The organism is Streptomyces hokutonensis (genome assembly GCF_042751305.1).
Lineage (GTDB): Bacteria > Actinomycetota > Actinomycetes > Streptomycetales > Streptomycetaceae > Streptomyces > Streptomyces hokutonensis_A.
Genome location: NZ_JBHYWD010000011.1, coordinates 198,370 through 224,834, shown reverse-complemented (window position 1 = coordinate 224,834; position 26,465 = coordinate 198,370). Strand labels below are relative to the sequence as shown.

The following is a 26,465-nucleotide window of genomic DNA, read 5'->3' as shown; positions in this document are numbered from 1 at the left end:
CACCGGGGCCACCCGGGGGCCAACCCCCGCGGGCTGCCCGCGGGTCCCGTTTTGTGGTGCCCGACGGGGGGCCGGGTAACCCTCCCGGCCCGCTCTTCACGTCGGTGGAAGTGTCAGCTGTCGTAGTCGACGGCGAGGGTGTCGGACACCGGGAACGTCTGGCAGGTGAGGACGTAACCGGCGTCGACCTCGGCCGGTTCGAGGGCGTAGTTGCGCCGCATGTCCGCCGTGCCGTCGGTGACCAGCGCGCGGCAGGTGCCGCAGACGCCGCCCTTGCAGGCGAAGGGCAGGTCGGGCCGGGTCTTCTGGGCGCCGTCGAGGATCGAACTGCCCTTGAGCAGCGCGGAGTTGGTGGTGCGCCCGTCGAGCGTGACGCTCACCTGGCTGACGGGGCCGTCGTAGGCCTTGTCGACGTGTTCGTTCTGCCGGACGGGCTCGTCGTCGGCGTAGAACAGCTCCTGGTGGACTCGTTCGGCGGGGACGCCGAGTCCGGCGAGGAGCTGCTGGGCGTCGCGGACCATGCCGTGCGGGCCGCACAGCCACCAGTGGTCGGCGGTCTCCACCTCCACGAGGGCGTCGACGAGCGCGGTGAGCCGGTCGGCGTCGAGGCGGCCGGAGAGGATCTCGGCCTCGCGCGGCTCGCGGGACAGGATGTGCGCGAGCTGGAACCGGCCCGGGTACAGGTCCTTCAGGTCGGCGAGGTCGTCGGCGAACATCACGGTGTCGGAGCGCCGGTTGCCGTAGAAGAGCGTGACGCGGGAGCGGGTGTCGGCGGCGAGGACGGATTCCGCGATGGACAGCATCGGGGTGATGCCGGAGCCGGCGGCGATCAGGACGTGGTGGCCGGGGACGGTGAGGTCGGGGGTGAAGGCGCCGGTGGGGGCCATCACCTCGACGGTGTCTCCGGGGCGTACGTCGTTGACCAGCCAGGAGGAGAAAAGGCCGCCGGGGACGACGCGTACGCCGATGCGCGGTCGCGCTCCCGCCGGGGAGCAGATGGAGTACGAGCGGCGCTCGTCGCGGCCCTCGACCTCGCGGCGGAGCGTGAGCGACTGGCCGGGCCGGTACGCGAACTCCTCGGCGAGGTGCTCGGGGATGTCGAAGCTGATGGCGGCGGCGTCCTCGCACAGCGGCTCGACGGCGGCGACCCGCAGCGCGTGGAAGGCGGGGCGGCGGCGCGCCGGGCGGGCGGGAGTGGTGGGGGCCGGGGCGGTCACTGGTCCACCGTCCTTTCCACGAGCGGAACTTGAGGACACGCCGTGCCCTCCGCGAGCGGGTGTCGGGGGCTCGCCATCAGATCTCCTTGACGTACTCGAACGGCTCGCGGCAGGCACGGCACCGCCACAGGGCTTTGCAGGAGGTCGCGGCGAAGTGCGAGGTCTCCTCGGTGTCCGTCGCCCCGCAGCGGGGGCAGGCCACCGTACGGCGGGTCGGCGCCAGCGTGAGCCCGACCGGTCCGCGCGGGGCGGCGCCGGGCGGCGCGATGCCGGATTCGGCGAGCTTGGCGCGACCGGCCGGGGTGATCCAGTCGCTGCTCCAGGGCGGGCTCAGGACCGTACGGATCTCCACGCGCGCGTACCCGGCGTCCGTCAGCCGCGCGGCCACCTCGGCCCGCATCTCGGCCATGGCGGGGCAGCCCGAGTAGGTCGGCGTCAGGCTCGCGACGACCGTGCCGTCCTCCCCCACCTCGACCTCGCGCAGCACGCCGAGGTCGGCCAGCGTGAGCATGGGCATCTCGGGGTCGGGCACCTGCGCGGCGATGTGCCGGGCGCGCAGCGCGTCGAGCACGGTGGTCACCATGTCGCCTCCGGGTGGGCGCGGGCCACGCTCTGGAGTTCGGTGAGCAGCGGGGCCAGGTGTTCGGTGTGGTCGCCGTCGCGGCCGTGTCCGGGGACCGGTGCCGCCTCGGGCCGGGCGAGCCCCGCGGCATCGGCGACCTGGCGGAGCACGGACAGTACCTCGGCCTTCAACTCACCGGTCCCCGCGAAGAGTTCGTCCAGGTAGGGCGCGACGGCGGCCAGCGCATCGCGCATCCTCCGCTGCGACTCGTCCGTGCCGTCGCCGAGCCGGACGGCCCACTCGGCGGCGTACTGGCGGTGGTACGCCAGCTCCTTGACGCCCTTGGCGGCGATGGCGGCGAGCACCGGGTCCGACGTGGTGACGGCGAGTCGCTCGAAAAGGGCCAGCCGCCAGGCGGACAGCACCAGCAGGCGGGTGATGGAGAACGCGAAGTCGCCGTTGGGGAGCTCGGCCAGCCGTACGTTGCGGAACTCGTCCGGGTCACGGAAGTAGGCGTACGCGTCCTCGCCGCGTCCGGTGCCGTCGACCTGTCCGGCACGGGCGTAGAGCAGGCGGGTCTGGCCGAGCAGGTCGAGTCCGATGTTGGCGAGCGCGACCTCCTCCTCCAACTCGGGGGCTGCGGTGCACCATTGGGCCAGTCGCTGGGCGCTGACGAGCGCGTCGTCGCCGAGTGCCAGGCAGTACGCGGCGAGTTGGGCGGTGTCCGTGCCCTCCGGCACGCTCTGGTCGACGCCGTGCAGCGGGTCCTCGAAGCCGGTGCCGAAGGCCCAGCGGGCGTCGCCGTCGTCGTGCCCCTCGGCCAGGGACAGATAGACGTGGTCGTCACTCATTCCCTGCTCCTAGATGTGGGGGACGTCGTCGGGGATGTCGTAGAACGTGGGGTGGCGGTAGACCTTGTCGGCGCTCGGCGCGAAGAACGGGTCCTTCTCGTCGCGGGTCGAGGCGGCGATGTGCTCGGAGCGCACGACCCAGATGGACACGCCTTCGTTGCGCCGCGTGTAGAGGTCGCGGGCGTGGGTGAGGGCCATCGCGTCGTCGGCGGCGTGCAGCGAGCCGACGTGGACGTGGTTCAGTCCGCGCTTGCCGCGTACGAACACCTCGTACAGGGGCCAGTCCTGCGTCATGCCGCCGCTCCTTCGGTCTTCTTCGTACGAGCGGCCGCCTGCTTGGCCGCATGGGCGGTGGCCGCCTCCCGGACCCAGGCGCCCTCCTCGTGGGCGGCCCGGCGGCGGGAGACCCGCTCGGCGTTGCGCGGTCCGCCGCCCTTGATCACGCGCTGCAACTCGGACCAGTCGGGCGTGCCGAAGTCGTGGTGGCCGCGCTCCTCGTTCCAGCTCAACTCCGGGTCGGGCAGGGTGACTCCGAGCTTCTCCGCCTGCGGAACGGTCATGTCGACGAAGCGCTGGCGCAGTTCGTCGTTGCTGTGCCGCTTGATCTTCCAGGCCATGGAGCGCGCCGAGTTGGGCGAGTCGTCGTCGGGCGGGCCGAACATCATCAGAGATGGCCACCACCAACGGTCCACCGCGTCCTGGACCATGGCCCGCTGGGCGTCCGTGCCCCGCATCATCGTGAGCAGCAGCTCGAAGCCCTGGCGCTGATGGAAGGACTCCTCCTTGCAGACCCGCACCATGGCCCGCGCGTACGGCCCGTACGAGCAGCGGCACAGCGGCACCTGGTTGCAGATCGCGGCGCCGTCCACGAACCAGCCGATCACGCCGACGTCGGCGAAGGTGGGCGTCGGGTAGTTGAAGATCGACGAGTACTTCTGCCGGCCCTCGATCAGCGCCTCGGTCAGTTCGGCGCGGTCCGCGCCCAGGGTCTCGGCGGCCGAGTACAGATACAGCCCGTGTCCTGCCTCGTCCTGCACCTTCGCGAAGAGGATCGCCTTGCGGCGCAGGGAGGGCGCGCGGGTGATCCATTCGCCCTCCGGCTGCATCCCGATGATCTCGGAGTGCGCGTGCTGCGCGATCTGCCGGATCAGGGTCTTGCGGTAGCCGTCGGGCATCCAGTCGCGGGGCTCGATCCGCTGGTCCTTCGCGATCGTGGCGTCGAACTGCTCCTCGTACCGCGTGTCGTCCCGGTCGGCGGCTGACGCCTCCGTGCCTGTGCTGGTCATCGACACCTCAACTCCCCTACCGACCATTCGTTCGGTTCCCAGTGTGAAGGGTTTCCCCCGGTGAGGCAAGACCTGCCGGGCGAATGGCTGGTCAGCGGCCCACGAAACGCCTCCGCCCGCCCCATGCTCACTCCCACGTGCAGAACCCCTGTCCGGTCTTGCGGCCCAGTTCACCGCGCGCGACCTTGTCGCGCAGCAGCTGCGGCGGGGCGAAGCGCTCGCCGAGGGTGGAGTGGAGGTACTCGGCGATCGCCAGGCGTACGTCGAGGCCGACCAGGTCGGTCAGCCGCAGCGGCCCCATGGGGTGCTTGTAGCCGAGGCTCATGGCGTCGTCGATCGCCTCCGGCTCGGCGACGCCCTCCTCGACCATGCGGATCGCCTCCAGGCCGAGCGCCAGCCCGAGGCGGCTGCTGGCGAACCCGGGCGAGTCCTTGACCGTCACGTCCTTCTTGCCGAGGGCGTGCGTCCAGTCGAGCGCGGCACTGACCGCGGCGGCCTCCGTGCCGGGCGCGACGACGATCTCGACCAGCGCCGAGGCGGGCACCGGGTTGAAGAAGTGCATGCCCAGGAAACGGCCGGGCCGGCCGAGCGCGGCGGCGAGCTCGGAGACCGACAGGGAGCTGGTGTTGGTGGCCAGCACGGTCGTCGCACCCACCGCCCGCTCGGCCGCGGCGAGCACCCGCGCCTTGAGCCCGGCGTCCTCGGGGACGGCCTCGACGACCAGGTCGGCGTCGGCGGGCAACCCCTCCACCGATCCGGTCATGGTGACGCGGGCGAGAACCTGCTCCGCGGGCTCGCCGAGCAGACCGCGCTCGGCGGCCCGCTTCAGTCCGGTCGCGACCCGGTCCAGCGCGGCGGCCGAGGCCTGCTCACCGCTTTCCACGACGGTCACGGACGAACCGGCGGCGGCGAAGGACTGCGCGATACCGGCGCCCATCCGGCCCCCGCCGATCACACCGACAACCGCGGGCGCGGAGTGGGGTGTTGGGCTCATGCGCGGCTACTCCTCTTCTCCAGGAAGCGTGTCATACGGTCCCTCTTGTCCTGCCCCTCGAAGAGCACGGCCTGCGCGAGGTCGTCGGCGATGGGGTGGGCGCCGGGCGAGTCGACCACGAGCTTGGTGAGCCGCAGCGCGGTGGCCGAGGACCGGGCCATGCGGTCGAGCAGCGCGTGCGCCTCGTCCAGCAGCTTCTCCGCCGGTACGACGTCGATGACAAGTCCGGTTGCCAGAGCCGCCGCCGCGTCGAGGTTCCGTCCGGCGAGCAGCACCTGCTTGGCCACCGACTCGCCGACCAGCTCGGGCAGCCGCCGGCAGGCACCGGCCGCGGCGAGGATCCCGAGGCCGGGCTCCGGGTTCCCGAAGACGGCGTCCGGACCGGCGATCCGCAGATCGCAGGCGTACGACAGCTCCGCGCCGCCGCCCAGCGCCCAGCCGTCCACCGCCGCGAGGGTCGGCATCGGCAGCCGCCGTACGCGCTCGAACAGCCGGCTGTTGATGCCCTGCAGCGCCTCGTCCCGCCCGCGCTCCAAAAGTTCCGCGATGTCGGCGCCGCCCGCGAAGACCCCGCCGTGACCTGTGAGCAGGAGCAGCTTCGGATCCTGCTCCAACTGCTCGCAGACGGCGTGCAGTTCGCGGATCATCAGCCCGCTGATGGCGTTGTGGGCCTCGGGGCGGTGCAGGGTGACGACGACACGGTCCGCGCGGTCTTCGACGACCAGGGTCTCGTACGACCTGGGGGCGCTCACACCCGCTCCACGAGCATCGCGACACCCTGTCCGACGCCGACGCACAGCGTGGCCAGCCCCCGGCGGGCATCCTCCCGCTCAAGCCTGCCGAGCAGCGTGAGCAGAATGCGGGCGCCGGAGCAGCCGAGGGGATGGCCGAGCGCGATGGCGCCGCCGTCGGCGTTGACCTTGTCCTCGTCGAGCTTGAGTCGGCGCGTGACCGCGAGCGCCTGCGCGGCGAAGGCCTCGTTCAGTTCTACGGCGTCCAGGTCACCGGTCCCCCATCCGGCGCGGGCGAGCGCCTTCTCTGTGGCGGGGACCGGGCCGAGGCCCATGAGGTGCGGCTGCACTCCGGCCGAGGCGGAGGTGACGATACGGGCCCTGGGGGTGAGCCCGTGGCGTCGGACCGCCGCTCCGCTCGCGACCACCAGGGCGGCGGCGCCGTCGGACAGCGGTGAGGAGGATCCCGCGGTGACGATGCCACCCGCGCGGAAGATGGTGCGCAGGGAGCCGAGCTTCTCCAGCGTGGTGCCGGGGCGCGGGCCCTCGTCGCGGGTGACTTCGCCGCCCTTCACCGCGACCGCCACGATCTCCCGGTCGAAGTGGCCCAATTCCTGTGCCGTGACGGCCCGTTGATGGCTGCGCAGCGCGAACGCGTCGGAGTCGGCGCGGGTGATGCCGTCGAGCGCGGCGACCTCCTCGGCCGTCTCGCCCATGGACAGGGTGTCCTGCGCGGCGAAGCGCGGGTTGGTGAAGCGCCAGCCCAGTGAGGTGTCGTGCACCTCTCCCGGCTTGGCCCACGGGGTGCCGGGCTTGGCCATCACCCACGGCGCGCGGGTCATCGACTCGACCCCTCCCGCCACGACGAGGTCGGCCTCTCCGGCGCGTATCGCCTGGGCGGCCGAGGCCACGGCGGTCAGTCCCGAGGCGCAGAGCCGGTTGACGGTGTAGCCCGGCACGGTGTGCGGGAGCCCGGCCAGCAGGACGGCCATACGGGCCACGTCCCGGTTGTCCTCGCCGGCCTGGTTGGCGGCGCCGAGGATCACCTCGTCCACTTCCTCGGCCGGAATCCCGGCCCGGCGGACCGCCTCGCCGACGACCAGCGCCGCGAGGCCGTCGGGCCGTACGGAGGCCAGGGCGCCGCCGTAGCGGCCCTGCGGGGTGCGCGCCCCGTCGATCAGAAAGACCTCGTCGGAGGAGGGCTCGGAGCTGGTCTGGGGCATGCGTTACACCTCTTGACAGGCAGTGGTGATGCTGGATTACTTGGCCGTGGCGCACGCTAACCGAATGTTCGGTCGGTCCACAAGGTGGTGGAAATGACGCAGGCCACGAACACGGCCTCCGGTCCGGTGGAGAGGATGTTCGCCGCGGACGAGGCGTCCCGGGCTCTCGGTATCGAGCTCGTCGAGCACGGCGAAGGGACCGCCGTACTCCGCATGACCGTGACCCGGGCCATGGTCAACGGACACGGGACGGCCCACGGCGGCTATCTGTTCCTGTTCGCCGACTCCGCCTTCGCCTGTGCCTGCAACAGCCACGGCCCGGTGACCGTGGCCGCAGCGGCCGACATCGACTTCGTCGCCCCGGCGCACGAGGGCGACCTCCTGGTGGCGACCGCGCGTGAGCGCACCCGGTTCGGCCGCAGTGGCATCTACGACGTGACCGTGGCGCGCGGCGACCAGGTGATCGCGGAGTTCCGGGGACGGAGCCGCAGTATCGGCAGCACGAAGACGAAGGAGTCTCCATGAGCAGCGCCCCGAAGGCCCCGGTGGCCACGAGCCCGCGCCTGGGCGAACCGCTCCCCGAAGGCCTGCTGGACGCCGCCGAGCGCCTCACCCGCGACGAGTTGCGCGCAAACCAACTCGGCCTGCTCCAGGCCACGTTGCGGCACGCCTACGACAACGTGGAGCTGTACCACCGCAAGTTCGACGAGGCCGGGGGCAAACCCGGTGACTGTCACACCCTTCAGGACCTGGCCCGGTTCCCCTTCACCACCAAGGCCGATCTGCGGGACACGTACCCCTTCGGCATGTTCGCCGTCCCCATGGACCGGGTCCGCCGCGTGCACGCCTCCAGCGGTACGACCGGCCGCCCCACGGTCGTCGGCTACACGGAGAACGACCTCTCCATGTGGGCGGACGTGGTGGCCCGTTCGATCCGCGCGGCCGGCGGCCGTCCCGGTCACAAGGTCCATGTGTCGTACGGCTACGGCTTGTTCACCGGCGGTCTGGGCGCGCACTACGGCGCGGAGCGCGCGGGCTGCACAGTGATCCCCGCCTCCGGCGGCATGACCGCCCGTCAGGTGCAGATCATCCAGGACTTCGAGCCCGAGATCATCATGGTCACCCCGTCCTACATGCTGACCCTCCTCGACGAGTTCGAGCGCCAGGGCATCGACCCGCGCAGCAGCTCGCTCAAGGTGGGAATCTTCGGCGCCGAGCCGTGGACAGAGGAGATGCGCCGCGAGATCGAGGAGCGCATGGACATCCACGCGGTCGACATCTACGGCCTGTCGGAGGTGATCGGCCCAGGTGTGGCGCAGGAGTGCGTCGAGACCAAGGACGGCCTCCATGTGTGGGAGGACCACTTCTTCCCGGAGGTCGTCGACCCGTTCACCGGCGAGGTGCTCCCCGACGGCGACAGCGGCGAACTCGTCTTCACCTCCCTCACCAAGGAGGCGCTGCCGATCATCCGCTACCGCACCCGCGACCTGACCCGGCTGCTGCCCGGCACGGCCCGCCCGGCGTTCCGGCGGATCGAGAAGATCACCGGCCGCAGCGACGACATGATCATCCTGCGCGGGGTGAACGTCTTCCCCAGCCAGATCGAGGAGATCATCCTGCGCACCCCCGCCGTCGCCCCGCACTTCACGATCCAGCTGACCCGCCGCGGCCGGATGGACCACATGACGGTCCGCGCGGAGGCCCGCCCCGGCGCGAACCCCGAACAGCGGACGGCCGCGGCGGCGGCGATCGGCAAGGGCGTCAAGGACGGCGTGGGCGTGACCGTGGACGTGGAGATCGTCGACCCCGAGACGCTGGAGCGCTCGGTGGGCAAGATCCGCCGGGTCAAGGACCTGCGCGCGCAGTGACCTCCGTGGGGGGGGCTCCGCTGGGCCGGTGACCGGCAGGCGGGCCCAACTCCCCTTCCCCACAGGCCATATGGCCGTCCCGAGTACGATGATCGAGGGCTCGTCCCGATCCGTTCCACTCGGCACGATGGAGTCGCCATGACGACCGACCCGCAGTCGGCCCCGCAGATCGACACCGGCAGGGCACATCCCGCGCGGGTCTACGACTGGCTGCTGGGCGGCAAGGCCAATTACCCGGTCGACGAGGCCGTGGGGGAGAAACTGCCGGCCGAGGCGAAGGACGCGGCCCGGCAGAACCGTCAGTTCATGCACCGCGCGGCGACCTGGCTGGCCGGCCGGGGCATCGACCAGTTCCTGGACGTCGGCACGGGCATCCCCACCGCCCCCAACCTGCACCAGATCGTGCAGCGGACCGTACCGGGCGCGAAGGTCGTCCACACCGACAACGACCCGATCGTGCTGCGCCATGCCGAGGCCCTGCTGATCAGCCACCCCGACGGGGTCACCGACTACATCCAGGCCGACGTACGACAGCCCGAGGCGATCGTCGAACACGCCCGCCACGTCCTGGACTTCGGCCGCCCGGTCGCCCTCTCGCTGATCGCGCTGATGCACTTCATCCCGGACGAGCAGGACGCCCACGGCATCGTCCGCGATCTCGTCGCCACCATGCCGTCCGGCAGCTATCTGGTCCTGTCGCACGCCGCGTCCGACCTCTACCCCGAGCTGGCCGCACAGGTCACCGCCGAATACGCCAAGGGCGGCATCAAGCTCGGCTTCCGCACCCGCCCGGAGGTCGCCCGCTTCTTCGACGGCCTCGACCTGGTGCCGCCCGGCCTGGTGACGGCGACGGAGTGGAATCCCCCGGCGCCGGGCGAGACCCCGGAGGGCAGCGGGATCTACGCGGCGGTCGCGCGGATCCCCTGAGCCGTCGGTTCCGCCGCGCCCTCAATGCGCGGTGTTGGTCTGCCATACGACGCCGCCGTCGGTCGCGATGACCATGTTGCCGTCCTCCAGCACTTTGAGGGTCGCCCCGTTGGCGCCCCCTGTGTTGCTGGCCCACACCGGCTGCGTCCGGGCGTTGTAGACCACCAGGTTGCCGTCCGCCTGGAACACCGCCGTGTTCCCCTCGCCCGAGGTCTGGCTCGCCCAATGCGCGGTGCCGTCCTGGTCGTAGAGCACCAGGTTGCCGTCCGGCTGCATGATCAGCTTGGAGCGGACGGTCTCCACGAACTTCCCGGGCTCGAACGTGAAGGGCGGCTTCACCACCACGGCGTCGGGCAGGCCGGCCGCGCCAGTGTCTGACGGGGAAGGAGACGCCCTCGCTCCGCTCGCGGACGGACTGGCCGACGTGTCGGTGGCCCGGCCGGAGCTCGCGGACGGTGAGGCGTGGGCGGAGGTGGAGTCCTTGTCCTCGAAGGCGTGGGACAGCAGCAGCGCACCGGTGCCCGCGACGACCAGCGAGGCCGCGCCGACGGCAACCCACAACACTCGGCGCCCGCGTCCGGTCCCGCCAGTGTCCGGCCGCGCGGGCGGGTAGGGACCGTAGGCGCCCGGCGCGGGGGTGTCGAGGCCCGCTTCGGGTGCGAGGAGCGTGACGGCGTGGTGCTGCCGGGCGCCGTCCAGGGTGGCCGTCACCGCGTCCGGGGCCACTGACACGGCACCGGCACCGAGGTCGGCGACGGTCGTGGCGCGCTCCCGGTCGGTCGACGAGCCCACGGCGAGGGCGCGTTGATAGGCGGGATGGTGGACGAGATCGGCCTCGGCCCGGCTGAGTTCGATGATGCGCTGCGGGGTGGGGCGCTGCGCGGGATCGCTGCGCACACAGGCCTCGATCAGCTCGGTGACGCCGGGGTCCACACCCCGCAGGTCGATCTCCCCGTGCACCGAGCGGTAGGACACGACCGCGAACGGCCCGTCCCCGAAGGGCGGTCGGCCGGTGACGGCGAACGCCAGGGTGGCCCCGAGGGCGAACACATCCGCCTCCGGACCGGTACGGCCGCCCGTGAAGGTCTCCGGCGCGATGTAGCCGGGACTGCCCATCGCACTGCCGGCCTGTGTGAGGTTGGACGCGTCGGTGGACCTGGCGATGCCGAAGTCGATCAGCTGCGGGCCGGTGGCGGAGAGGATGACGTTGTGCGGCTTGAGGTCCCGGTGCCACACACCTCGGACGTGAATGGCCTCCAGCCCCTCGGCCAGCGCGGCCAGCATGACCCGGGCCAGGTCCGCGGGGAGCGGTCCGCCGCTCACCACGGCGGCGTGCAGCGTCGGCCCCGGCACGTACTCGGTGGCCAGCCAGTACGGCGGTGTGTCCAGCTCCGCGTCGATGAGCGAGGCCGTGTAGGCGCTGCGGACCGTGCCCAGGGTCTCCACCTCGCGGCGGAACCGGCTCAGGGCGTGCTCGTCGTGCCGGAGGTGCTCGTTGATCACTTTCACGGCGGCGGGACGGCCACCGGGCGACCGGGCGAGGTACACCTTCCCCATCCCGCCTTCGCCGAGTCTGCCGACCAGACGGTAGCGGCCTATGTGCGAGGGGTCGGAGCCATCGAGCGAAAGCACGGAACATGTCCTCCTTGAGCGGGCCCGACGATCACCGGATCCACCGTGAGGTCGACTCGGCCGGGCTCCGACCCGACATACTAGGGGTGCGATCACCGACTTCAGGCCAACTGGCCGCCATCGGCCGCCAGTTGCCCGTGGATGTCCTCGTGCAGATGCACGACGAGCCAGTGTCCGTCGGGGCCGGCCCGCCGTAGGACCGCCGTGATGCGGGCCAGTTCCGGTGGCGCCGCACGGTAGTCGACCCGCAGCCAGTAGCGGGCCACCGCCAAGTCCCCGAAGACGTCGACGACTTGGCCGTAGGCCGTGAGTCCGGTCTCGTCGGGGCCGTCCTCGGAGGTGGGGCGGCCGTCCCGGACGCGGTTCAACTCCGTTCTGCCGCGGATGAGTTCGCGGGTCGCCGAGTCCCAGATGGTGGCTTCGGGGTCGAGGAAGGAGTCGATGCGTTCCCGGTCGCCCGCGGTGTAGCCCTCGTACATTCCCGTGATCACCGTCCACACCGCGGCCAGTTCGGCGGGCGCGCCACCCGGGCGGGCGCCGCCGCCGGCTGCGGGACGGGCGGAGGGGGGCGGTGGAGCGGGCATGGCGGGTCCTTGGGGTGGGTGACTGGTGGAGCGGGGCGATCAGGGCAGTACGACCAGGTCCCGCGGCCTGCGGTTGAGGCGTTCGCCGCCCGTGTCGGCGCAGATCACGATGTCCTCGATCCGCGCTCCGTACCGGCCGGGCAGATAGATCCCGGGCTCGACGGAGAAGGCCATGCCGGGCGCGAGCGGGAGCGGGTTGCCTGCCACGATGTACGGCTCCTCGTGGCTCTCCAGTCCGATGCCGTGTCCGGTGCGGTGGATGAAGTGCGGACCGTATCCGGCGTCGGTGATGATCTCCCGTCCCACGGCGTCGAGTTGACCGGCCGTCAGACCCGGCCGTACGGCGTCGGTCTGGGTGCGCTGGGCGCGCAGCAGCACGTCGTGGAGGCGGCGGAACTCGGCGGGCGGCTCACCGACCGCGTATACGCGCGTGGAGTCGGAGCAGTAGCCGTCCCGGGTCGTACCGCCGATGTCGACGACCACCGGGTCACCGGGGCGGATCACGCGGTCGGAGAGTTCGTGGTGCGGGCTTGCGCTGTTGGGGCCGGAGCCGACGATGACGAAGTCGGCCCGCACATGGCCCTCGGCGAGGATGGCGTCCGCGATGTCACGGCCGACCTCGCGCTCGGTGCGTCCGGCCCGCAGCCACTCCCCCATGCGGGCGTGCACCCGGTCGATGGCGGCACCGGCCCGGCGCAGGGCGTCCGCCTCCTGCGAAGTCTTGTGCATCCTGAGCCCGTTGAGCACTTCTCCGGCCAACTGCTGCTCGGCGCCCGGCAGTACGACTCGGAAGGCGAGGGTCTTCTCCGCCCACATGTGGTTGTCGACACCCACTCGGGACGTCCGCGCGGGCAGCCGGGCCGCGACGAGCGCGTACGGGTCGTCGGTCTCCTGCCAGCCGGTGATCTCGATGCCCATACTGCCGGCCGGGGACGCCCGGGCGGCGGGTTCCTCCAGGGCCGGAACGAGCAGGAAGGGGTCGTCCTCGGCCGGCAGGACCAGACAGGTCAGCCGCTCCAGCGGCATGGCGTCGTAGCCGGTCAGATAGCGCAGGTCCGCCCCGGGTGAGATCAGCAGGGCGTCGAGACCGGCGCGGGCCGTGGCCTGCCGGGCGCGGTGGAGGCGGTCGGCCGGGTAGAGGCTCGTGAGTGGTGCGGCGGGCCGGCGGGGGTGGTCGCCGTCGGGCGGCTGGGTGGCGGACATCGGCTCTCCGTGAGGTTCGGCGCGAGGCTCGGCGTGAGGTCGGTAGGACGATCCGCGGGCGAGGTTCCGCCGCGTGCGGAAGGGAGCCCCGGGCACACGGACGGCGCGCAGGGCACCGCGATCAAGCGCTGCCGGGGTGGAACGGCGCCGCGCGCGAGCCGCGAGGGGTGCGGATCGGCGTTGCGGCGAGCGCACGGCCCCCGCCACCCCTCCCTCTCACGCCGCGTACAGACGACACGCGACACCCCCCGCGATCAACTGCGGTTCCTCGCGGTCGCAGCCGTCGAAGGCCTGGGGGCAGCGGGGGTGGAAGCGGCATCCGGTGGGCGGTTCGGCGGGGTCGGGGACGTCACCGGGGAGTTCGGCGGGCAGCACACCCGCTCCGTCCGGCTTGGGTACGGCGGCCAGCAGGGCCCGGGTGTAAGGGTGTCGGGGGTCGGCCCAGACCTCGGCGGTGGGGCCGGTCTCCACGATCCGCCCGAGGTACATGACCGCGATCCGGTCCGCGATCAGCCGTACGACGGACAGGTCATGGCTGATGAACAGCAGCCCGGCGCCCGACTCGACGGCCAACGACCGCATCAGCGTGGCCACTTGGAGCTGGGCGGAGGCGTCGAGCGCGGAGATCGGTTCGTCCCCCACGAGCAGTCGGGGCCGGGCGGCGAGCGCGCGGGCGATGGCGATGCGCTGCCGCTGCCCGCCTGAGAACTCCTGCGGATAGCGCTCGGCGGCCTCCGCCGGCAGCCCGACCCGGGTGAGCAGGTCCTCCGGGGTCGCCCCGTCCGCCACCTCCCCCCGCCCGGTCGCGGTACGGATGCCGTCGGCTATCTGGGCGCCCACCCGGCGCCGGGGGTTGAGGGAGCCGTAAGGGTCCTGGAAGACCATCTGGACGCCGGTGAGGGCCGGATCGCGACGGCGGACGCGCAACGGGCGTACCGGTGTGCCGTCGTAGGTGATCCGCCCTTCCGCGGCGGGGGTGAGGCCGCAGACCGCGCGGGCCAGCGTCGACTTCCCGCAGCCCGACTCGCCCACCAGGCCCACGACTTCACCGGCCCGCACCTGGAGACTGACCCCGGCGACGGCGCGGGTGGGCGAGGCGCCCGGCCGGTGGTACTGGACGACGAGGTCGTCGACGGAGAGGAGGGGGGTCATACGGTGCTCCTTCCGGGGAGCGCGTCCAGGAGCTGACGGGTGTACTCGTGCCGCGGTTCGGTGAGGACCCGGCCGCGCGGGCCGGTCTCGACGACGAGGCCGTGGCGCATCACGCTCACCTCGTCGGCGATCGCGGACATCACACCCAGGTCGTGGGTCACCAGCAGGACGGCGAGGCCGAGTTCGTCGCAGAGCCCGCGCAACAGGCGCAGTACGCCTGCCTGCACGGTCACGTCGAGGGCGGTGGTCGGCTCGTCGGCGATCAGTACCTTCGGTTCGCAGGCGAGGGCTATGGCGATCGCGATGCGCTGCCGCATTCCGCCGGAGAACTGGTGCGGGTAACGCCCCAACGCCTCAAGGGGGTTGGGGATGCGGACCTGCGTCAGCAGATCAACCGCCCTCTCCTTCGCGGCTTTTCGGTTCAGCTTCAGGTGATGGCGCAGATGGTCGGTGAGTTGATGTCCGATGCTGAGCATCGGGTGCAGGCTGGTGGACGGGTCCTGGAACACCATGCTCACCGATCGGCCGCGCAGCGCGGCCAGTTGACGGGGCTGGAGGGTCAGCAGGTCGGTGCCCTCCAGCTCGATCCGGCCGCCGGTACGGGCGTCCGGCGGCAGCAGACCGAGCGCGGCGAGCCCGGTCATGGTCTTGCCCGAGCCGCTCTCCCCCGCGAGCCCGTGCACCTGACCGGGCCGCACCGCGAGGTCGACACCGCCGAGGATGCGCCGGCCGCCCAGGTCGAGGGTGAGGCCGCTGATCTCCAGCACATTGCCGGCGGTCATCCGACACGCTCCTTCTCCGCGCCGATGGTTCGGGCCGTGCCGGGGTCGAGGGCGTCCCGGAGCGTGTCGCCGAGGAAGTTGAAGGCGAGCACGACGGTGAGGATGGCCAGGCCCGGGAAGACCCCGATCCACCACTTGTCGAACTGCTGCGTGCCGTCCGCCACCATCGCGCCCCACTCGGCGGTCGGCGGCTTGGCCCCGAGCCCCAGGAAGGACAGCCCGGACAGCAACAGGGTCGCCGTACCGATGTCGAGTGTGGCCAGGACGAGGAGCGGTCCGAGGACGTTGGGCAGGATGTCGACGCGCAGCGAACGCCAGGCGGAGAAGCCCAACAGCCGTCCGCTGAGCACGAATTCACGGTTGCGCAGTCCCATCACCAGGCCCCGGGTGACGCGTGCGTACGACGGCCAGGAGACCACCAGAACGGCCAGCACCGCGTTCTGCAGGCTGGCGCCGAGCGCGGCGGCGACCACCATGGCGAGGATGACGGTGGGGAACGCGAACACCAGGTCCGCGATCCGCATCACGGTCTCGTCCACCCAACGCCCGAAGAACCCGGCGCAGGCTCCCAACACCCCGCCGACCAGCAGGGACATGGCCACCAGCAGGAGGGCGAGGGGGATGGAGACGCGGGCGCCGTACAGCACCCGGCTCAGCACGTCCCGGCCCAACTCGTCGGTGCCGAACCAGTGTCCGGCGCCGGGGGCGGCCAGCCGGGGCAGGTTCTGCGCGAGGGGGTCGTGCGGGGCGAGCAGCGGTGCGGCGACCACGATCAGCAGCCAGAACACGGCGACCAGGCCGCCGGTGACGGCGAGGGGGCGGCGCCAGGCTGGCGGCAGCCGTTTCAACAGGTTGAGCCTCACTGCACCCTCACCCTCGGGTCGATCACGCCGTACAGGACGTCCACGGCGAGGTTGACGGTCAGGTACACCAGGCCCACGACGAGTCCGACGCCCATGACGGCGGGCAGGTCGAGGGTGGTCGCGCTGCGGTAGGCGTAGGCGCCCAGGCCCGGCCAGGCGAAGATCGACTCGACCAGGACCGTGCCCGACAGCAGCGCGCCGAAGGCCAGTCCGGCGACCGTGACGACGGGGACGAGGGCCGCCCGGAGCACGTACTGGAAGAGGACCGTCCGGCCGGGCAGGCCCTTGGCGCGGGCCGCGCGGACGTAGTCCTGGTTCAGTACTTCGAGGACGGCGGAGCGGGTGAAGCGGGTGAGGAGGCCGACGGTGTACGCCGTCAACACCAGTGCGGGCAGGGCGAGATGACCCACCGCGTTCCAGAACACCGGCCACTGGCCCGCGAGTGCCGCGTCGACCGTGTAGAGGCCGGTGACGTGTGGCGGGGCGGTCATGCCGGGGTCGAGGCGACCGCTGCCGGGGGCCCAGCCGAGTCGGTAGAAGAAGATGTAGAAGGCGAGCAGCGCCAGCCAGAACGTCGGCACCGAAACGCCCAACAGGCTTACGACACGCAGGAGTTGGTCGGTGAGGCGGTCCCGGCGCAGCGCCGCCACCACGCCGAACGCCACGCCCACGATCAGCGAGACGACGATCGCGGCCCCGGCGAGTTCCAGGGTGGCGGGGACGGCGGTGGACAGGTCGGTGAGCACCGACTGATGGCTCTGCTGGGACTCGCCGAGGTCGCCGTGGAGGAGGTTGCCGAGGTAGGTGACGTACTGGACCGGCAACGGCTTGTCGAGGCCGTAGTGGTGGCGGAACTGCGCGACGATCGCCGGGTCGCCGATCGCCCGCTGGCCGAGGTTGGCCGCCGCCGGGTCGCCCGGGACGAGGTTGGTGAGGACGAACGTCACCAGGGTCACGCCGACGGCCAGCAGGACGGCGGTGGCGGTACGGCGGAGGAGGAAGCGGGCGAGGGGGTGGCGGGCGAGGAGCCGTCTGCCGCCCCCTGTGTCCCTACTTCGTGCCCAGCGCGGCGACATCGATCGTCCATACGGGGTTGTAGGCGACGCCGGTGACCGACGCGGCGTAGACCGTGTTGCGGCTCGGCTGCATCAGCGGGACGAAGGGGCCGTCGGCGTTCAGCTTGGTCTGGATCTGCTCGTACAGCGTCTTTCGGGTGTCGTCGCCGATCGTGGTGGCGGCCTTGTCGCCGAGCGCGGTGAGGGCGGGGTCGGCGCCGGCCTTCCAGCCCGCGCGCAGGCCGACCAGGTTGCCGGGCAGGAAGGTCAGGTAGTCACTGGGGTCCGGGTAGTCCGGGCCCCAGTACCAGAGGCCCAACTGCTCTTTGCCGTTGCGGTAGTTGTCCAGTTCGGTGGTGGTCGGCGCGGGGGCCAGCGTGACGGTGATGCCGACCTCCTTCAGCTGGGCCTGGACTCGTTCGGCGAGGGTCTGCAGGGAGAGTCCGTCGACGGTCAGGTCACTGGCGTAGCCGAGTGTCACGGACGGCTTGGCGATCCCGCTGGCCTTCAGGGCCGCCTTCGCTCCGGCGAGGTCGCGGCCGGCGGCCTCGGAGGCGGGCAGCGCGCCGAGGAAGGTCGAGGGGATGATCCCGGCGGGCTGGACGGAGCCGCTGCCGGCGAGCGAGAGCAGGCTCTTGTAGTCGATGCCCTTGCGCACCGCCTCCGCGAACTTGGCGTTGGCGGTCGTGGAGCTGACCTTGGTGTTCCGGTTGAGCAGCAGGAAGATCACGTCCGAGGACGCGCCGCTGTCCACCTTGAGTCCCCCGCCGATGCCGCTGACCTGGTCGGAGGTGAGGTCGAGGGCGATCTGGCTGTCGCCGCGCTGCACGTTCAGCTTCTGGGTGGGGGCCTGGACGTTGCGGATGACGATCTTGTCGTAGGACGGCTTGTCCGTGCCCGTGTACTTGGGGTTCTTCGTCAGGACGACCTCGGTGTTGGTGTTGAACGAGGTCAGCGTGTACGGGCCGGAGCCGGCCGACGCGGTGTTGAGGTACTTCTCCGCCCCGTCCGTCGAGCTCGCCGAGCCGCCGTGGGCCTGGACCGTCTTGGCGCTGAGGATGCCGAGGGCGGGGTTGGGGAGGATGAACGGCAGGGCGGGGTTGGCCTTCTTCGACACCAGGGTGACCGTCGAGGCGTCCGTCTTGGTGACCGTGACGCCGTCGAGGAGGAACGACGGGTTGCCCTTGAGCGCGATGACCCGGTTCAGCGAGAAGACGACGTCGTCGGCCGTGACCGCACTGCCGTCCGCGAACTTCGCGCCCGTCCGCAAGTGCAGGGTGAGCGTCTTGCCGTCCGCGGACTGCTCGTAGGAGGAGGCGAGGCCCGGCACCGGCTTGGTGACGTCGGAGCCCTTGAAGGTCAGCAGCGTCTCGTAGAGCGCCTTGTCCACGATCTGCCCGGTCGGCTCGAACTCACGGCCCGGGTCGGCGGTCTTCAGGTTGAACGACGTGTCGACGACCAGGGTCTTGCCGGCCGAGGTGCCGGAGGCGCTCGTACCGCCGGAGCAGGCGCTCAGGGCGAGCGCGGCGACCGCGACGAGGGAGAGTGCCACCGGGTACGACCCGGCACTGGATCTGGGCATGCGTGCCTCCGTGAGCAGGGCGGAGCGGAAGAAGGCCGGGCGGGAACGGGCGGACACCGGGAGGGGACCTGGACGATTCGCCGTTAAGGTGGGCTGAAACTAACCAGGACTCTCGGCCGACGGGACCAGCGCGAGACGAAAATCGACGGAGAGGCGCGAACATGGAAGATCAGTCCACTCCGGAGCCCCCGGGCGAACGCCGCTCTGGACGGATCGGCATCGGTCTTGGCCTGGATTCGGTGCATTTCAAAATCCTCGACGTGCTGCGCACCCAGGGCCGGATCTCCGTCGCGGCCCTCGCGGAACGCGTCGGTGTCTCGCGCGCCAACGCCTACACCCGCCTGGAAGCCATGCGTGCCGACGGCGTGATCAACGGCTTCAGCGCCCGTGTCGACCACACCCGGGTGGGGCTGGAGATCTGCGCCCTGATCTTCGTCACGGTCCGCCAGGAGCTGTGGAAGCAGTTCCGTACGGCGCTCGCCCAGATGCCGGAGGTGGAGTACTGCGCCGTCACCACCGGCCAGCACGACGCCATGATCCAGATCCGGGTGGCGGATGTCTCCGCCGTGCACCGCCTGGTCACCGACCGGCTGTCCACCATTCCCGCGGTCCGCGCCACCGAGACGGTGATCATCCTGGACGAGGTGCTCCGCCGCCCCTACGTCCTGCCGTCCGCGCCCCGCGCCGGCGAGACCACGGCCGGTACTCCCCAGGACACCGCCGGCACGAGCCAGTTCGGCATGACCCGCTTCATCCGCGCCGCCGAGGGCCGGGCCGACCTCCAGCGCACGTCCGAGCCGGAGGACTGACGGGCACCTGACTCCGCGCTCCCCCGGCCGCTCGCTCCCGGGGCATTGTCAGTGGTGGCAGGCAGGATGGACGTCATGACTACACCAGCTGCAGTGATCGTGGATGCCGCCGGCTACGCACAGGCGGTCGAGGACGCGGTGAAGGCTTCGGCCGCCTACTACACCGGCGGCACCTCGGTGCTGGACGACGACTCCTACGACCGGCTGGTGCGCGGTATCGCCGCGTGGGAGGCCGCCCATCCCGATCAGGTGCTGCCCGAGTCCCCGTCCGGGAAGGTCGCCGGCGGCGCGGTCGAGGGCGACGTCCCGCACACGGTGGCGATGCTGAGCCTGGACAACGTCTTCTCCGCCGAGGAGTTCACCGCCTGGACCGTCTCGCTGGCCCGAAGAACCGGCCACGAGGTCACGCGGTTCAGTGTGGAGCCGAAGCTCGACGGTCTGGCGATCGCGGCCCGCTACACCGGCGGCCGTCTCACCCGGCTGATCACGCGCGGCGACGGGACGGCCGGGGAGGACGTGTCCCACGCGATCGGCACCATCGAGGGCCTGCCCGCCGAACTGACCGAGCCGGTCACCGTCGAGGTGCGCGGCGAAGTCCTCATGACCACCGCCCAGTTCGAGCACGCCAATGAGGTCCGCACCGCGCACGACGGGCAGCCGTTCGCCAACCCGCGCGGCGCGTCGGCGGGCACGCTGCGCGCCAAGGAACGCGCCTACACCGTGCCGATGACATTCTTCGGCTACGGCCTGCTCCCCCTCGCCGGCACGGAGGCGGCGCTGGCGGAGCGACTGGGCGAGCTGGCGCACAGCGAACTCATGGGCCGGACCGCCGAGTTGGGCATCAACACCACCGCCACCACCCCTGTGCCGGGCATCACCGCCGACACGGTCGAGGAGGTGCTGACCCGGGTGCGGGAGATCGCCGCGCTGCGGGCCGGGCTGCCGTTCGGGATCGACGGGATCGTCATCAAGGCCGACCTCGCCGCCGACCAGCGGGCCGCCGGGTCGGGCTCACGGGCCCCGCGCTGGGCGACCGCCTACAAGCTCCCCGCCGTCGAGAAGATCACCCGGCTGCTGGAGGTGGAGTGGAACGTCGGCCGCACCGGCATCATCGCCCCGCGCGCCGTCCTGGAACCGGTGGAGATCGACGGGGCCACCATCACCTACGCCACCCTCCACAACCCGGGCGACATCACCCGCCGCGATCTGCGCCTGGGCGACCACGTCATGGTGCACCGGGCCGGCGATGTCATCCCCCGCGTCGAAGCGCCCGTCGCGCATCTGCGGACCGGCGAGGAACAGCCCATCGTCTTCCCCGAGGTGTGCCCGCGCTGCGGTTCCGGGATCGACACCAGCGAACTCCGCTGGCGCTGCGAACAGGGCCGCAACTGCCACCTGGTCGCCGCCCTCTCCTACGCCGCCGGCCGCGACCAGCTCGACATCGAGGGCCTGGGCCACACCCGCGTCGTCCAGCTCGTCGAGGCGGGCCTGGTCGCCGATCTCGCCGACCTGTTCGCTCTCACGCGCGACCAACTCCTGGGCCTGGAGCGGATGGGCGAGACCAGCACGGACAACCTCCTCGCCGCGATCGTCACGGCCAAGGGGCAGCCGCTGTCCCGGGTCCTGTGCGCGCTCGGGGTGCGCGGCACCGGCCGGTCCATGTCCCGCCGTATCGCCCGGTACTTCGCCACCATGGACAACATCCGCGCCGCCGACGCGGAGTCGATGCAGCGGGTCGAGGGCATCGGCACGGAGAAGGCGCCCTCGATCGTCGCCGAACTGGTTGAACTGGCCCCGCTCATCGACAAGTTGGCCGCCGCCGGGGTCAACATGACCGAACCCGGCGCGACGCCGCCGGCGCCCGTGTCGGACGACCCCGGGGCCGACGGCGCTGAAGCCCCGGACGCGGCCGACGGGCCGCTGGCCGGAATGACCGTGGTCGTCACCGGCGCGATGACCGGCCCCCTGGAGAAGCTCAGTCGCAACCAGATGAACGAACTCGTCGAGCGCGCCGGCGGCCGCTCCTCCTCCAGCGTCTCCAAGAAGACCACCCTGGTCGTCGCGGGCGACAACGCGGGTTCCAAGCGCGCCAAGGCCGAGACCCTCGGCATCCGCCTCGCCACCCCGGACGAGTTCGCCATCCTGATCGCCGACTACCTCGACTGAGGGAACAACCCGGGCCGGTCGACCGTTGTGCAGGTGTGCGGCCCCGGCTGGTCTCCCCCGTCCAGCCGGGGCCCCTTTCACTCCCGGGAGCGACCTCCCGCACTCCGCGACAAGGGCAGAATGGACGCCACACAGCCGCTGCGGATGGGGAGTTCATGGACACGCGTACGTTCGACGCGCTGACCGAGTCGATGAAGAGCGCGTACGTCGCGGGTCTCAGTGAAGGTGCCGTGCCGCGCCCGGTCATCATGCCGCTCGTACGCGGCGAGTTGGTCGGCCTGATCTGGCTGCGCCCGGTCGAGCCCGGCCGGGACGCCCTCACCGCGATCGCGTCGCTCTCGAACATCGCCGCGGCGGCCGGCGCCGACGAGATCGTCCTCGCCTGGGAGACCCACGACGTGGCCACCGTCTGCGAACTTCCCGTCGACGGCCCGTCGCCCTGCCTCAACATGGTGCACGCCACGAAGGACGGCCACACGCTCCACCAGTTCCCCTACACCGAGGACTCCGCATCGGCCGCACCGCACTGGCAGCCGGCCCCGGCTCCCCGGCCCGACGCCAAGCTGGTACCGCCCGTGCAGGCCGCGGTCGACTACGCCTTCACTCCCCTCGATCTGGACCACCCCTCCCCGTTCGGCGTCACGGTCGTCCTGATGGAAGAGGACGGCTACAACCTGCGCCTGACGGAGGCGTTCGCCTTCTGACGGCCTCGAGGCCGGACGACCTCTTCATTAGGCACGCAGAAAACTGCCGTTACGGACGTGACACAGTTTGTGGTCCAACGGCACCGCACGCCCGCCCCGGGCCTACGCTGTGCCGGTGACCAGTGTCGATGTCGCCGTCGGACCCGCCGCCGAGAGCGGTCCCGAGCCGCGCACCCAGTCCCTGATGCTGACGTTCTTCGGAGCCCATGTGCTGGGGCGGCCCATCGCCGTGTCGTCGGGCAGCGTGATCGCCGCGCTCGGCAGGCTGGGCAGCACCGAGGAAGCGGTGCGCACCACCCTGAACCGCATGGTCAAACGCGATCTGCTGGAGCGCAGCCGCCAGGGCCGCAAGACGTACTTCGGACTGACACCGCACGCCGTCCAGGTACTGACGGACGGCCGTGATCGCATCTGGCACACCGGCGCGGTGAACCGGGACTGGGACGGCCGCTGGACGATGGTCGGCTTCTCACTGCCGGAGGCGTGGAGCCGCGAGCGGCACGATCTGCGCTCCCGGCTGATCTGGGCGGGCTTCGGCCCGCTGCAGAACGGCCTGTGGGTGGCCCCGGCGCCCGTCGACGTCCGCGAGATGGTGGCGGGCCTCGGCCTGGAGCCGTATCTGCGGGTGTTCCGGGCGGAGGTGGAGTCGCCGACCGACGTCCGCGAGGTGCTTGAGCAGGCCTTCGACGTACCGGCCATCGGCGCGCGCTACCGGGCGTTCCTGGAGCGCTGGGACCGCACCGACCCGCTGCCCGCGGCAGCCTCCGGCGATGAACTCGCGGGCCAACTCCTGCTGCACACCGACTGGTTGGACCTCGTACGACGGGACCCGCACCTGCCCGCCGAGCACCTGCCCGCGGACTGGCCGGCCGCCCAGGCGGAGACCGTCTTCCGCGGTCTGGCGAGCCGCTGGGAGCGTCCGGCGGCTCGCGCCGCAGCACGTCTGCTGGACACCCTGACGCTGGGCTGATCCCCGCTCGCACTGGATCCGGCGCGTCCCCACGCGGACACGTCCGGCCCTTTATTGGTCAGTCTATTGACGGCGATGAAAAAAGAGCCCTACATTCGCAGCGCTCTTCCCGCTCGGCCTTCCCGCCCGCTCCCCCACTTGGTCCCCACTCGACCCGCGGAGCCGCCGTCATGCCCCGACCCCGTTTCTCGACCCTCGCCGCAGCCTGCGCGACCGCCCTCGCAGCCGCCCTGATCGGCCCGGTGACCGACGCCCACGCCACCACCAGCGCCCACTACTCCGGCACGCTGGCCGACGGCGCCACCTGGATCGCGGACACACCCGAAAACTGGAACGGCACCCTGCTGCTGTTCAGCCACGGCTTCGGCCCTACGACCGCTGCCGACGCCCCGTCGCCCGCGGTGGCCCAGGCCCTGCTGGCCGCCGGTTACGCCCTCGCCGGTTCCTCCTACGACCCGAACGGCTCGATGTGGGCGCTCGACTCGGCCGAGCGGGACCAGTTCGCCGCGCTCACCGCGTTCCGCCGAGAGGTCGGCGCCCCGACCCGGGTCATCTCGGTGGGCCAGTCGATGGGCGGCCTGGTCAACGCGGAGATCGCCCGCGACGGCGCCGGACGTGTCGACGGTGCGCTCGGCCTGTGCGGCCTGGTCGCGGGCGGTGTCGATCTGGACAACTATCAGCTGGACGCCGAGTACACCCTGGCCACGTTCTTCGACCCGGCCGACGCCGACGCCCTGGTGAACCTGGACAGCCAGGCCGACGGCGGAGCCCTCGCCGGTCGGCTCACCAAGGCCGTGGAAGCGGCGCAGCAGACTCCGGCGGGACGCGCCCGGATCGCCCTGGCCGCCGCCTACCTCAACCTGACCGACTGGGCTCCCGGTCAACAGCCGCCCGCACGCGGTGACTTCGCGGGCCAGGAGCAGCAGCAGTACGCGTGGCTGGCTCAGGGTCTGCTGGGGTTCATCGTCCCGGCGCGTTGGTCGGTGGAGCAGTCGGCCGGCGGCAACACCTCCTGGAACAAGGGCGTCGACTACGCCGGGCTGCTGCGCGAATCCGCCCACGTGAAACAGGTCATGGCGCTCTACCGCGACGCCGGGCTCGACCTGCGCGCCGATCTGAACCGGCTCACCCGCGGTGCGGACATCACGGCCGACCCCGCCGCGGTGGCCCGTCTGAAGCGGACCTCGACCGCCGGGCAGAGCCTGTCCGTACCGCTGCTGGACATCCACACCACCGCCGACCAACTGGTGCCCGTGGAGCAGGAGTCGGCCTTCGCCGGGCGGGTGCGCGCGGCCGGCGACTCCGCGCTCCTCCGCCAGGCGTATGTGGCCCGTCAGAGCCACTGCAACTTCGCCACCGCCGAAGTGGTCGCCGGTCTGCACGCGGTGGAACACCGCCTTGACACCGGACATTGGGACGACGCCGCCTCCGCCGCCCAACTCCAGCGCAGCGCTGACGAGTTGGGCCTCGGCGGCGCCGCCTTCACCGACTACCGGCCGAGCCGCCTGACCGGCAAACGCTGACACCGAAAACTCCGCCCGTATCTCCCTACCGTCCCCGCCCGTCCTGCACGCATCAGGAGCCCCCGTGTCGATGACGACCGAACCGACCGAACCCTCCACCAGAACCGCCACCGGCCCCGGCCTGAGCACCGGCACCCTGGTCGCCGGTCTCCTCGCCGTCTGCCTCGCGCAGATCGGCCTGGCCATACCGGCCACGCTCAACGGGCTGTTCCAGTCCGACCTGAATCCGGTCGGCTCCCAACTCACCTGGATCTCCGACGCGTTCCTGCTCCCGGTCGCCGTACTGGAGCTGACCTTCGGCCTGCTCGGCGACCTCTTCGGCCGCAAGCGGCTGCTGGTCGGAGGCGCTGCGCTGCTGGCCGTGGGTGAGTTGGTCAGCGCCACCTCGTCCGGCGTCCACCAGCTCTGGGCCGGACAGGCCCTGGCCGGGCTGGGAGCCGCCGCCCTGTTCCCGACCTCGCTGGCCATCCTGGCCGCCGGCACCACCTCACCCGCGCAACGGGCCCGCGTCATCGCGATGTGGGCGGCCCTGCTGTCCACCGGTGGGTTCATCGCCCCGTTGCTCGGCGGTGTCACCGCGACCTACGGCTCCTGGCGCTGGTCCTTCGTCGTAGTCACCGCCGTCGCCGTGGCGAGCGTCGCGGTCAGCGCGCTGTTCGCCGTCAACTCCAGTGCCCCCGAGGGCCGTTCACTCGACATCGCGGGACAGGTCACCATCGGCCTGGGCCTGTTCGCCCTGCTCTACGCCATCATCCAGGGCCCGACGGACGGTTGGGCCTCGCCCTCGATCGTCATCGCCTTCGTCCTGGCGGCGCTGTTCCTCGCGGCCTTCGTGCTGGCGGAGAAGCAGGCCAAGTCCCCGCTCCTGCGCCTGGACCTCTTCCGCAACCGTGCCTTCGCCGTCGCCTCGGTCGTGGCGGTGGTCGGCATGTTCGCCTTCCTCGGCACCGCCTACTCCGTGAGCATCCGGCTCGGCCCGGTGCAGGACCAGGCACCCATGCGCACCGGTCTGGCGTTCGTCCTCCTCAACGGCATCACCCTGGCGATGCTGCCCCTGACGGAACGACTGCTGCGAACCGTCGCCCCAGGTCTACTCCTGGGCACCGGGCTGCTGTTGATCGCGGCGGGCGACTACTGGGCGGCCACGCTCCCGATCACCGACACCGCCTTCACCTCACTGATCCTGCCACTCGGCCTGGTCGGCCTGGGCTTCGCGATCACCGTCTCGTCGATCACGGCGACCGCCGTGAACACCGTGCCGACCCATTTGGCGGGCATGGCGAGCGCCACCACCAACCTGCTGCGCGACTTCGGCTTCACCCTCGGCCCGGCCGTCATCGGCGCGGTCGCCCTGAGCCGCGCGGCAAGCAGCTTCGCCGACTCCCTCGACCACTCCGCCCTGCCGCAGGCACTGAAGGGCGCGGGCACGGCCGTACTGGAGGAGGGCGGCCCCCTCGCGGTGAACGGCGCCTCGGCGGCCTCACCGAAACTGGCCGAACTGCACCCCCTCGCCCTGGACGCCCTGGGCCACGGCTACTCGATCGGCTTCGTCGTCTGCGGCAGCGCGGCCCTGGTCTCGGCACTGCTGGCCCTTGTCGCGCTGCGGGGTCGCCACGCCTCTCAACGCGAGCCGGAGTCCAGCGACCTGTAGGGCAGGATCCCGAGGCGGGCGGCAGGCCTGCAGCTGCGATCATCGCCACGGAGACACGGCGGGGAGGAACCCGAGAATGCTGGACCCCGTGGAGTTGAAGCGGATCCCTGAGGGGGTGTCAGTTCACGGG

General features: G+C 71.5%; 25 protein-coding genes. 9 read left to right on the top strand and 16 right to left on the bottom strand.

Going from position 1 to position 26,465, the window contains the following annotated elements; genetic code table 11:
• Positions 1-113: 113 nt before the first annotated feature.
• The 8 genes from paaE to ACFXC1_RS28435 form a co-directional block, all read right to left on the bottom strand.
• The gene (gene paaE, locus ACFXC1_RS28470) at positions 114-1,217 is read right to left on the bottom strand and encodes a 1,2-phenylacetyl-CoA epoxidase subunit PaaE (RefSeq protein WP_381247415.1); all 1,104 of its coding nucleotides are present in this window, start codon (positions 1,215-1,217) and stop codon (positions 114-116) included.
• A 76-nt stretch (positions 1,218-1,293) separates the two neighbouring features.
• Entirely contained in the window at positions 1,294-1,800 is a 507-nt protein-coding gene (gene paaD / locus ACFXC1_RS28465) for a 1,2-phenylacetyl-CoA epoxidase subunit PaaD (protein ID WP_381247407.1), read from the bottom strand.
• A complete protein-coding gene (gene paaC / locus ACFXC1_RS28460) occupies positions 1,794-2,630 on the bottom strand; it encodes a 1,2-phenylacetyl-CoA epoxidase subunit PaaC (RefSeq protein WP_381247404.1) in 837 nt (278 codons plus the stop codon). Before paaC ends, paaD begins: the two co-directional genes overlap by 7 nt.
• Positions 2,631-2,639: 9 nt before the next feature.
• Positions 2,640-2,924, bottom strand: coding sequence for a 1,2-phenylacetyl-CoA epoxidase subunit PaaB (paaB, locus tag ACFXC1_RS28455; protein ID WP_019075091.1), 285 nt, complete (start codon positions 2,922-2,924; stop codon positions 2,640-2,642).
• Positions 2,921-3,916, bottom strand: coding sequence for a 1,2-phenylacetyl-CoA epoxidase subunit PaaA (gene paaA, locus ACFXC1_RS28450; protein ID WP_381247401.1), 996 nt, complete (start codon positions 3,914-3,916; stop codon positions 2,921-2,923). The genes paaB and paaA overlap by 4 nt, the downstream gene beginning before the upstream one ends.
• Positions 3,917-4,043: 127 nt before the next feature.
• Complete coding sequence (locus ACFXC1_RS28445) at positions 4,044-4,910, bottom strand: 3-hydroxyacyl-CoA dehydrogenase family protein (protein ID WP_381247398.1); 867 nt, start codon at positions 4,908-4,910, stop codon at positions 4,044-4,046.
• Positions 4,907-5,662 carry an enoyl-CoA hydratase/isomerase family protein gene (locus ACFXC1_RS28440; protein ID WP_381247396.1) on the bottom strand — a complete coding sequence of 252 codons (756 nt, stop codon included), beginning with the start codon at positions 5,660-5,662 and terminating at the stop codon, positions 4,907-4,909. The genes ACFXC1_RS28445 and ACFXC1_RS28440 overlap by 4 nt, the downstream gene beginning before the upstream one ends.
• Positions 5,659-6,864 carry a thiolase family protein gene (locus ACFXC1_RS28435; protein WP_381247394.1) on the bottom strand — a complete coding sequence of 402 codons (1,206 nt, stop codon included), beginning with the start codon at positions 6,862-6,864 and terminating at the stop codon, positions 5,659-5,661. Before ACFXC1_RS28435 ends, ACFXC1_RS28440 begins: the two co-directional genes overlap by 4 nt.
• A 93-nt stretch (positions 6,865-6,957) precedes the next feature.
• Between ACFXC1_RS28435 and paaI the strand changes: the two genes are divergently transcribed.
• The 3 genes from paaI to ACFXC1_RS28420 all read left to right on the top strand — a co-directional run bounded on the left by paaI (position 6,958) and on the right by ACFXC1_RS28420 (position 9,659).
• Positions 6,958-7,389, top strand: coding sequence for a hydroxyphenylacetyl-CoA thioesterase PaaI (gene paaI / locus ACFXC1_RS28430; protein ID WP_381247391.1), 432 nt, complete (start codon positions 6,958-6,960; stop codon positions 7,387-7,389).
• Positions 7,386-8,732, top strand: coding sequence for a phenylacetate--CoA ligase PaaK (paaK, locus tag ACFXC1_RS28425; RefSeq protein WP_381247389.1), 1,347 nt, complete (start codon positions 7,386-7,388; stop codon positions 8,730-8,732). The genes paaI and paaK overlap by 4 nt, the downstream gene beginning before the upstream one ends.
• Before the next feature lie 138 nt (positions 8,733-8,870).
• Positions 8,871-9,659: an SAM-dependent methyltransferase gene (locus ACFXC1_RS28420; protein ID WP_381247386.1), complete on the top strand. Its 789-nt coding sequence runs from the start codon at positions 8,871-8,873 to the stop codon at positions 9,657-9,659.
• A 21-nt stretch (positions 9,660-9,680) separates the two neighbouring features.
• Here ACFXC1_RS28420 and ACFXC1_RS28415 read toward each other — a convergent pair whose 3' ends face one another.
• The 8 genes from ACFXC1_RS28415 to ACFXC1_RS28380 form a co-directional block, all read right to left on the bottom strand.
• Positions 9,681-11,291, bottom strand: a complete 1,611-nt coding sequence (locus ACFXC1_RS28415) for a protein kinase domain-containing protein (RefSeq protein ID WP_381247383.1) — start codon at positions 11,289-11,291, stop codon at positions 9,681-9,683.
• A 101-nt stretch (positions 11,292-11,392) separates the two neighbouring features.
• A complete protein-coding gene (locus ACFXC1_RS28410) occupies positions 11,393-11,875 on the bottom strand; it encodes a DUF4440 domain-containing protein (RefSeq protein ID WP_381247381.1) in 483 nt (160 codons plus the stop codon).
• 39 nt (positions 11,876-11,914) lie between these two features.
• The gene (locus ACFXC1_RS28405) at positions 11,915-13,078 is read right to left on the bottom strand and encodes a M24 family metallopeptidase (RefSeq protein ID WP_381247378.1); all 1,164 of its coding nucleotides are present in this window, start codon (positions 13,076-13,078) and stop codon (positions 11,915-11,917) included.
• Between the two features lie 216 nt (positions 13,079-13,294).
• On the bottom strand, positions 13,295-14,230 hold the full coding sequence (locus ACFXC1_RS28400) for an oligopeptide/dipeptide ABC transporter ATP-binding protein (protein WP_381247376.1): 936 nt from the start codon (positions 14,228-14,230) through the stop codon (positions 13,295-13,297).
• Positions 14,227-15,012 (bottom strand): ABC transporter ATP-binding protein, encoded by a 786-nt coding sequence (locus ACFXC1_RS28395; protein ID WP_381247373.1) that lies wholly within the window; start codon positions 15,010-15,012, stop codon positions 14,227-14,229. Before ACFXC1_RS28395 ends, ACFXC1_RS28400 begins: the two co-directional genes overlap by 4 nt.
• Complete coding sequence (locus tag ACFXC1_RS28390; protein WP_381247371.1) at positions 15,009-15,875, bottom strand: ABC transporter permease; 867 nt, start codon at positions 15,873-15,875, stop codon at positions 15,009-15,011. The genes ACFXC1_RS28395 and ACFXC1_RS28390 overlap by 4 nt, the downstream gene beginning before the upstream one ends.
• Positions 15,872-16,951 (bottom strand): ABC transporter permease, encoded by a 1,080-nt coding sequence (locus ACFXC1_RS28385; RefSeq protein ID WP_381247369.1) that lies wholly within the window; start codon positions 16,949-16,951, stop codon positions 15,872-15,874. Before ACFXC1_RS28385 ends, ACFXC1_RS28390 begins: the two co-directional genes overlap by 4 nt.
• Positions 16,926-18,512 (bottom strand): ABC transporter substrate-binding protein, encoded by a 1,587-nt coding sequence (locus ACFXC1_RS28380; RefSeq protein WP_381247366.1) that lies wholly within the window; start codon positions 18,510-18,512, stop codon positions 16,926-16,928. Before ACFXC1_RS28380 ends, ACFXC1_RS28385 begins: the two co-directional genes overlap by 26 nt.
• A 239-nt stretch (positions 18,513-18,751) precedes the next feature.
• On the opposite strand from ACFXC1_RS28380, the gene ACFXC1_RS28375 reads away from it, so the two are divergent.
• The 6 genes from ACFXC1_RS28375 (at position 18,752) to ACFXC1_RS28350 (ending at position 26,335) form a co-directional block, all read left to right on the top strand.
• Positions 18,752-19,321 carry an Lrp/AsnC family transcriptional regulator gene (locus ACFXC1_RS28375; RefSeq protein ID WP_381247364.1) on the top strand — a complete coding sequence of 190 codons (570 nt, stop codon included), beginning with the start codon at positions 18,752-18,754 and terminating at the stop codon, positions 19,319-19,321.
• A 66-nt stretch (positions 19,322-19,387) separates the two neighbouring features.
• Entirely contained in the window at positions 19,388-21,487 is a 2,100-nt protein-coding gene (ligA, locus tag ACFXC1_RS28370) for an NAD-dependent DNA ligase LigA (protein ID WP_381247362.1), read from the top strand.
• 155 nt (positions 21,488-21,642) lie between these two features.
• Entirely contained in the window at positions 21,643-22,191 is a 549-nt protein-coding gene (locus tag ACFXC1_RS28365) for a hypothetical protein (protein WP_381247359.1), read from the top strand.
• Positions 22,192-22,300: 109 nt separating this feature from the next.
• On the top strand, positions 22,301-23,161 hold the full coding sequence (locus ACFXC1_RS28360; RefSeq protein ID WP_381247356.1) for a PaaX family transcriptional regulator: 861 nt from the start codon (positions 22,301-22,303) through the stop codon (positions 23,159-23,161).
• 170 nt (positions 23,162-23,331) lie between these two features.
• The gene (locus tag ACFXC1_RS28355) at positions 23,332-24,684 is read left to right on the top strand and encodes an alpha/beta hydrolase (RefSeq protein WP_381247353.1); all 1,353 of its coding nucleotides are present in this window, start codon (positions 23,332-23,334) and stop codon (positions 24,682-24,684) included.
• Positions 24,685-24,754: 70 nt separating this feature from the next.
• On the top strand, positions 24,755-26,335 hold the full coding sequence (locus ACFXC1_RS28350) for an MFS transporter (RefSeq protein WP_381247351.1): 1,581 nt from the start codon (positions 24,755-24,757) through the stop codon (positions 26,333-26,335).
• The last annotated feature ends 130 nt before the right edge of the window (positions 26,336-26,465 follow it).

Excerpts from the sequence above, each read along its gene's own strand:
- paaD (WP_381247407.1), bottom strand. The coding sequence starts at position 1,800 with ATGGTGACCACCGTGCTCGACGCGCTGCGCGCCCGGCACATCGCCGCG.
- paaC (WP_381247404.1), bottom strand. The coding sequence starts at position 2,630 with ATGAGTGACGACCACGTCTATCTGTCCCTGGCCGAGGGGCACGACGAC.
- paaB (WP_019075091.1), bottom strand. The coding sequence starts at position 2,924 with ATGACGCAGGACTGGCCCCTGTACGAGGTGTTCGTACGCGGCAAGCGC.
- paaA (WP_381247401.1), bottom strand. The coding sequence starts at position 3,916 with ATGACCAGCACAGGCACGGAGGCGTCAGCCGCCGACCGGGACGACACG.
- ACFXC1_RS28445 (WP_381247398.1), bottom strand. The coding sequence starts at position 4,910 with ATGAGCCCAACACCCCACTCCGCGCCCGCGGTTGTCGGTGTGATCGGC.
- ACFXC1_RS28435 (WP_381247394.1), bottom strand. The coding sequence starts at position 6,864 with ATGCCCCAGACCAGCTCCGAGCCCTCCTCCGACGAGGTCTTTCTGATC.
- paaI (WP_381247391.1), top strand. The coding sequence starts at position 6,958 with ATGACGCAGGCCACGAACACGGCCTCCGGTCCGGTGGAGAGGATGTTC.
- paaK (WP_381247389.1), top strand. The coding sequence starts at position 7,386 with ATGAGCAGCGCCCCGAAGGCCCCGGTGGCCACGAGCCCGCGCCTGGGC.
- ACFXC1_RS28420 (WP_381247386.1), top strand. The coding sequence starts at position 8,871 with ATGACGACCGACCCGCAGTCGGCCCCGCAGATCGACACCGGCAGGGCA.
- ACFXC1_RS28410 (WP_381247381.1), bottom strand. The coding sequence starts at position 11,875 with ATGCCCGCTCCACCGCCCCCCTCCGCCCGTCCCGCAGCCGGCGGCGGC.
- ACFXC1_RS28405 (WP_381247378.1), bottom strand. The coding sequence starts at position 13,078 with ATGTCCGCCACCCAGCCGCCCGACGGCGACCACCCCCGCCGGCCCGCC.
- ACFXC1_RS28400 (WP_381247376.1), bottom strand. The coding sequence starts at position 14,230 with ATGACCCCCCTCCTCTCCGTCGACGACCTCGTCGTCCAGTACCACCGG.
- ACFXC1_RS28395 (WP_381247373.1), bottom strand. The coding sequence starts at position 15,012 with ATGACCGCCGGCAATGTGCTGGAGATCAGCGGCCTCACCCTCGACCTG.
- ACFXC1_RS28385 (WP_381247369.1), bottom strand. The coding sequence starts at position 16,951 with ATGTCGCCGCGCTGGGCACGAAGTAGGGACACAGGGGGCGGCAGACGG.
- ACFXC1_RS28380 (WP_381247366.1), bottom strand. The coding sequence starts at position 18,512 with ATGCCCAGATCCAGTGCCGGGTCGTACCCGGTGGCACTCTCCCTCGTC.
- ligA (WP_381247362.1), top strand. The coding sequence starts at position 19,388 with ATGGACGTCATGACTACACCAGCTGCAGTGATCGTGGATGCCGCCGGC.
- ACFXC1_RS28365 (WP_381247359.1), top strand. The coding sequence starts at position 21,643 with ATGGACACGCGTACGTTCGACGCGCTGACCGAGTCGATGAAGAGCGCG.
- ACFXC1_RS28355 (WP_381247353.1), top strand. The coding sequence starts at position 23,332 with ATGCCCCGACCCCGTTTCTCGACCCTCGCCGCAGCCTGCGCGACCGCC.
- ACFXC1_RS28350 (WP_381247351.1), top strand. The coding sequence starts at position 24,755 with ATGACGACCGAACCGACCGAACCCTCCACCAGAACCGCCACCGGCCCC.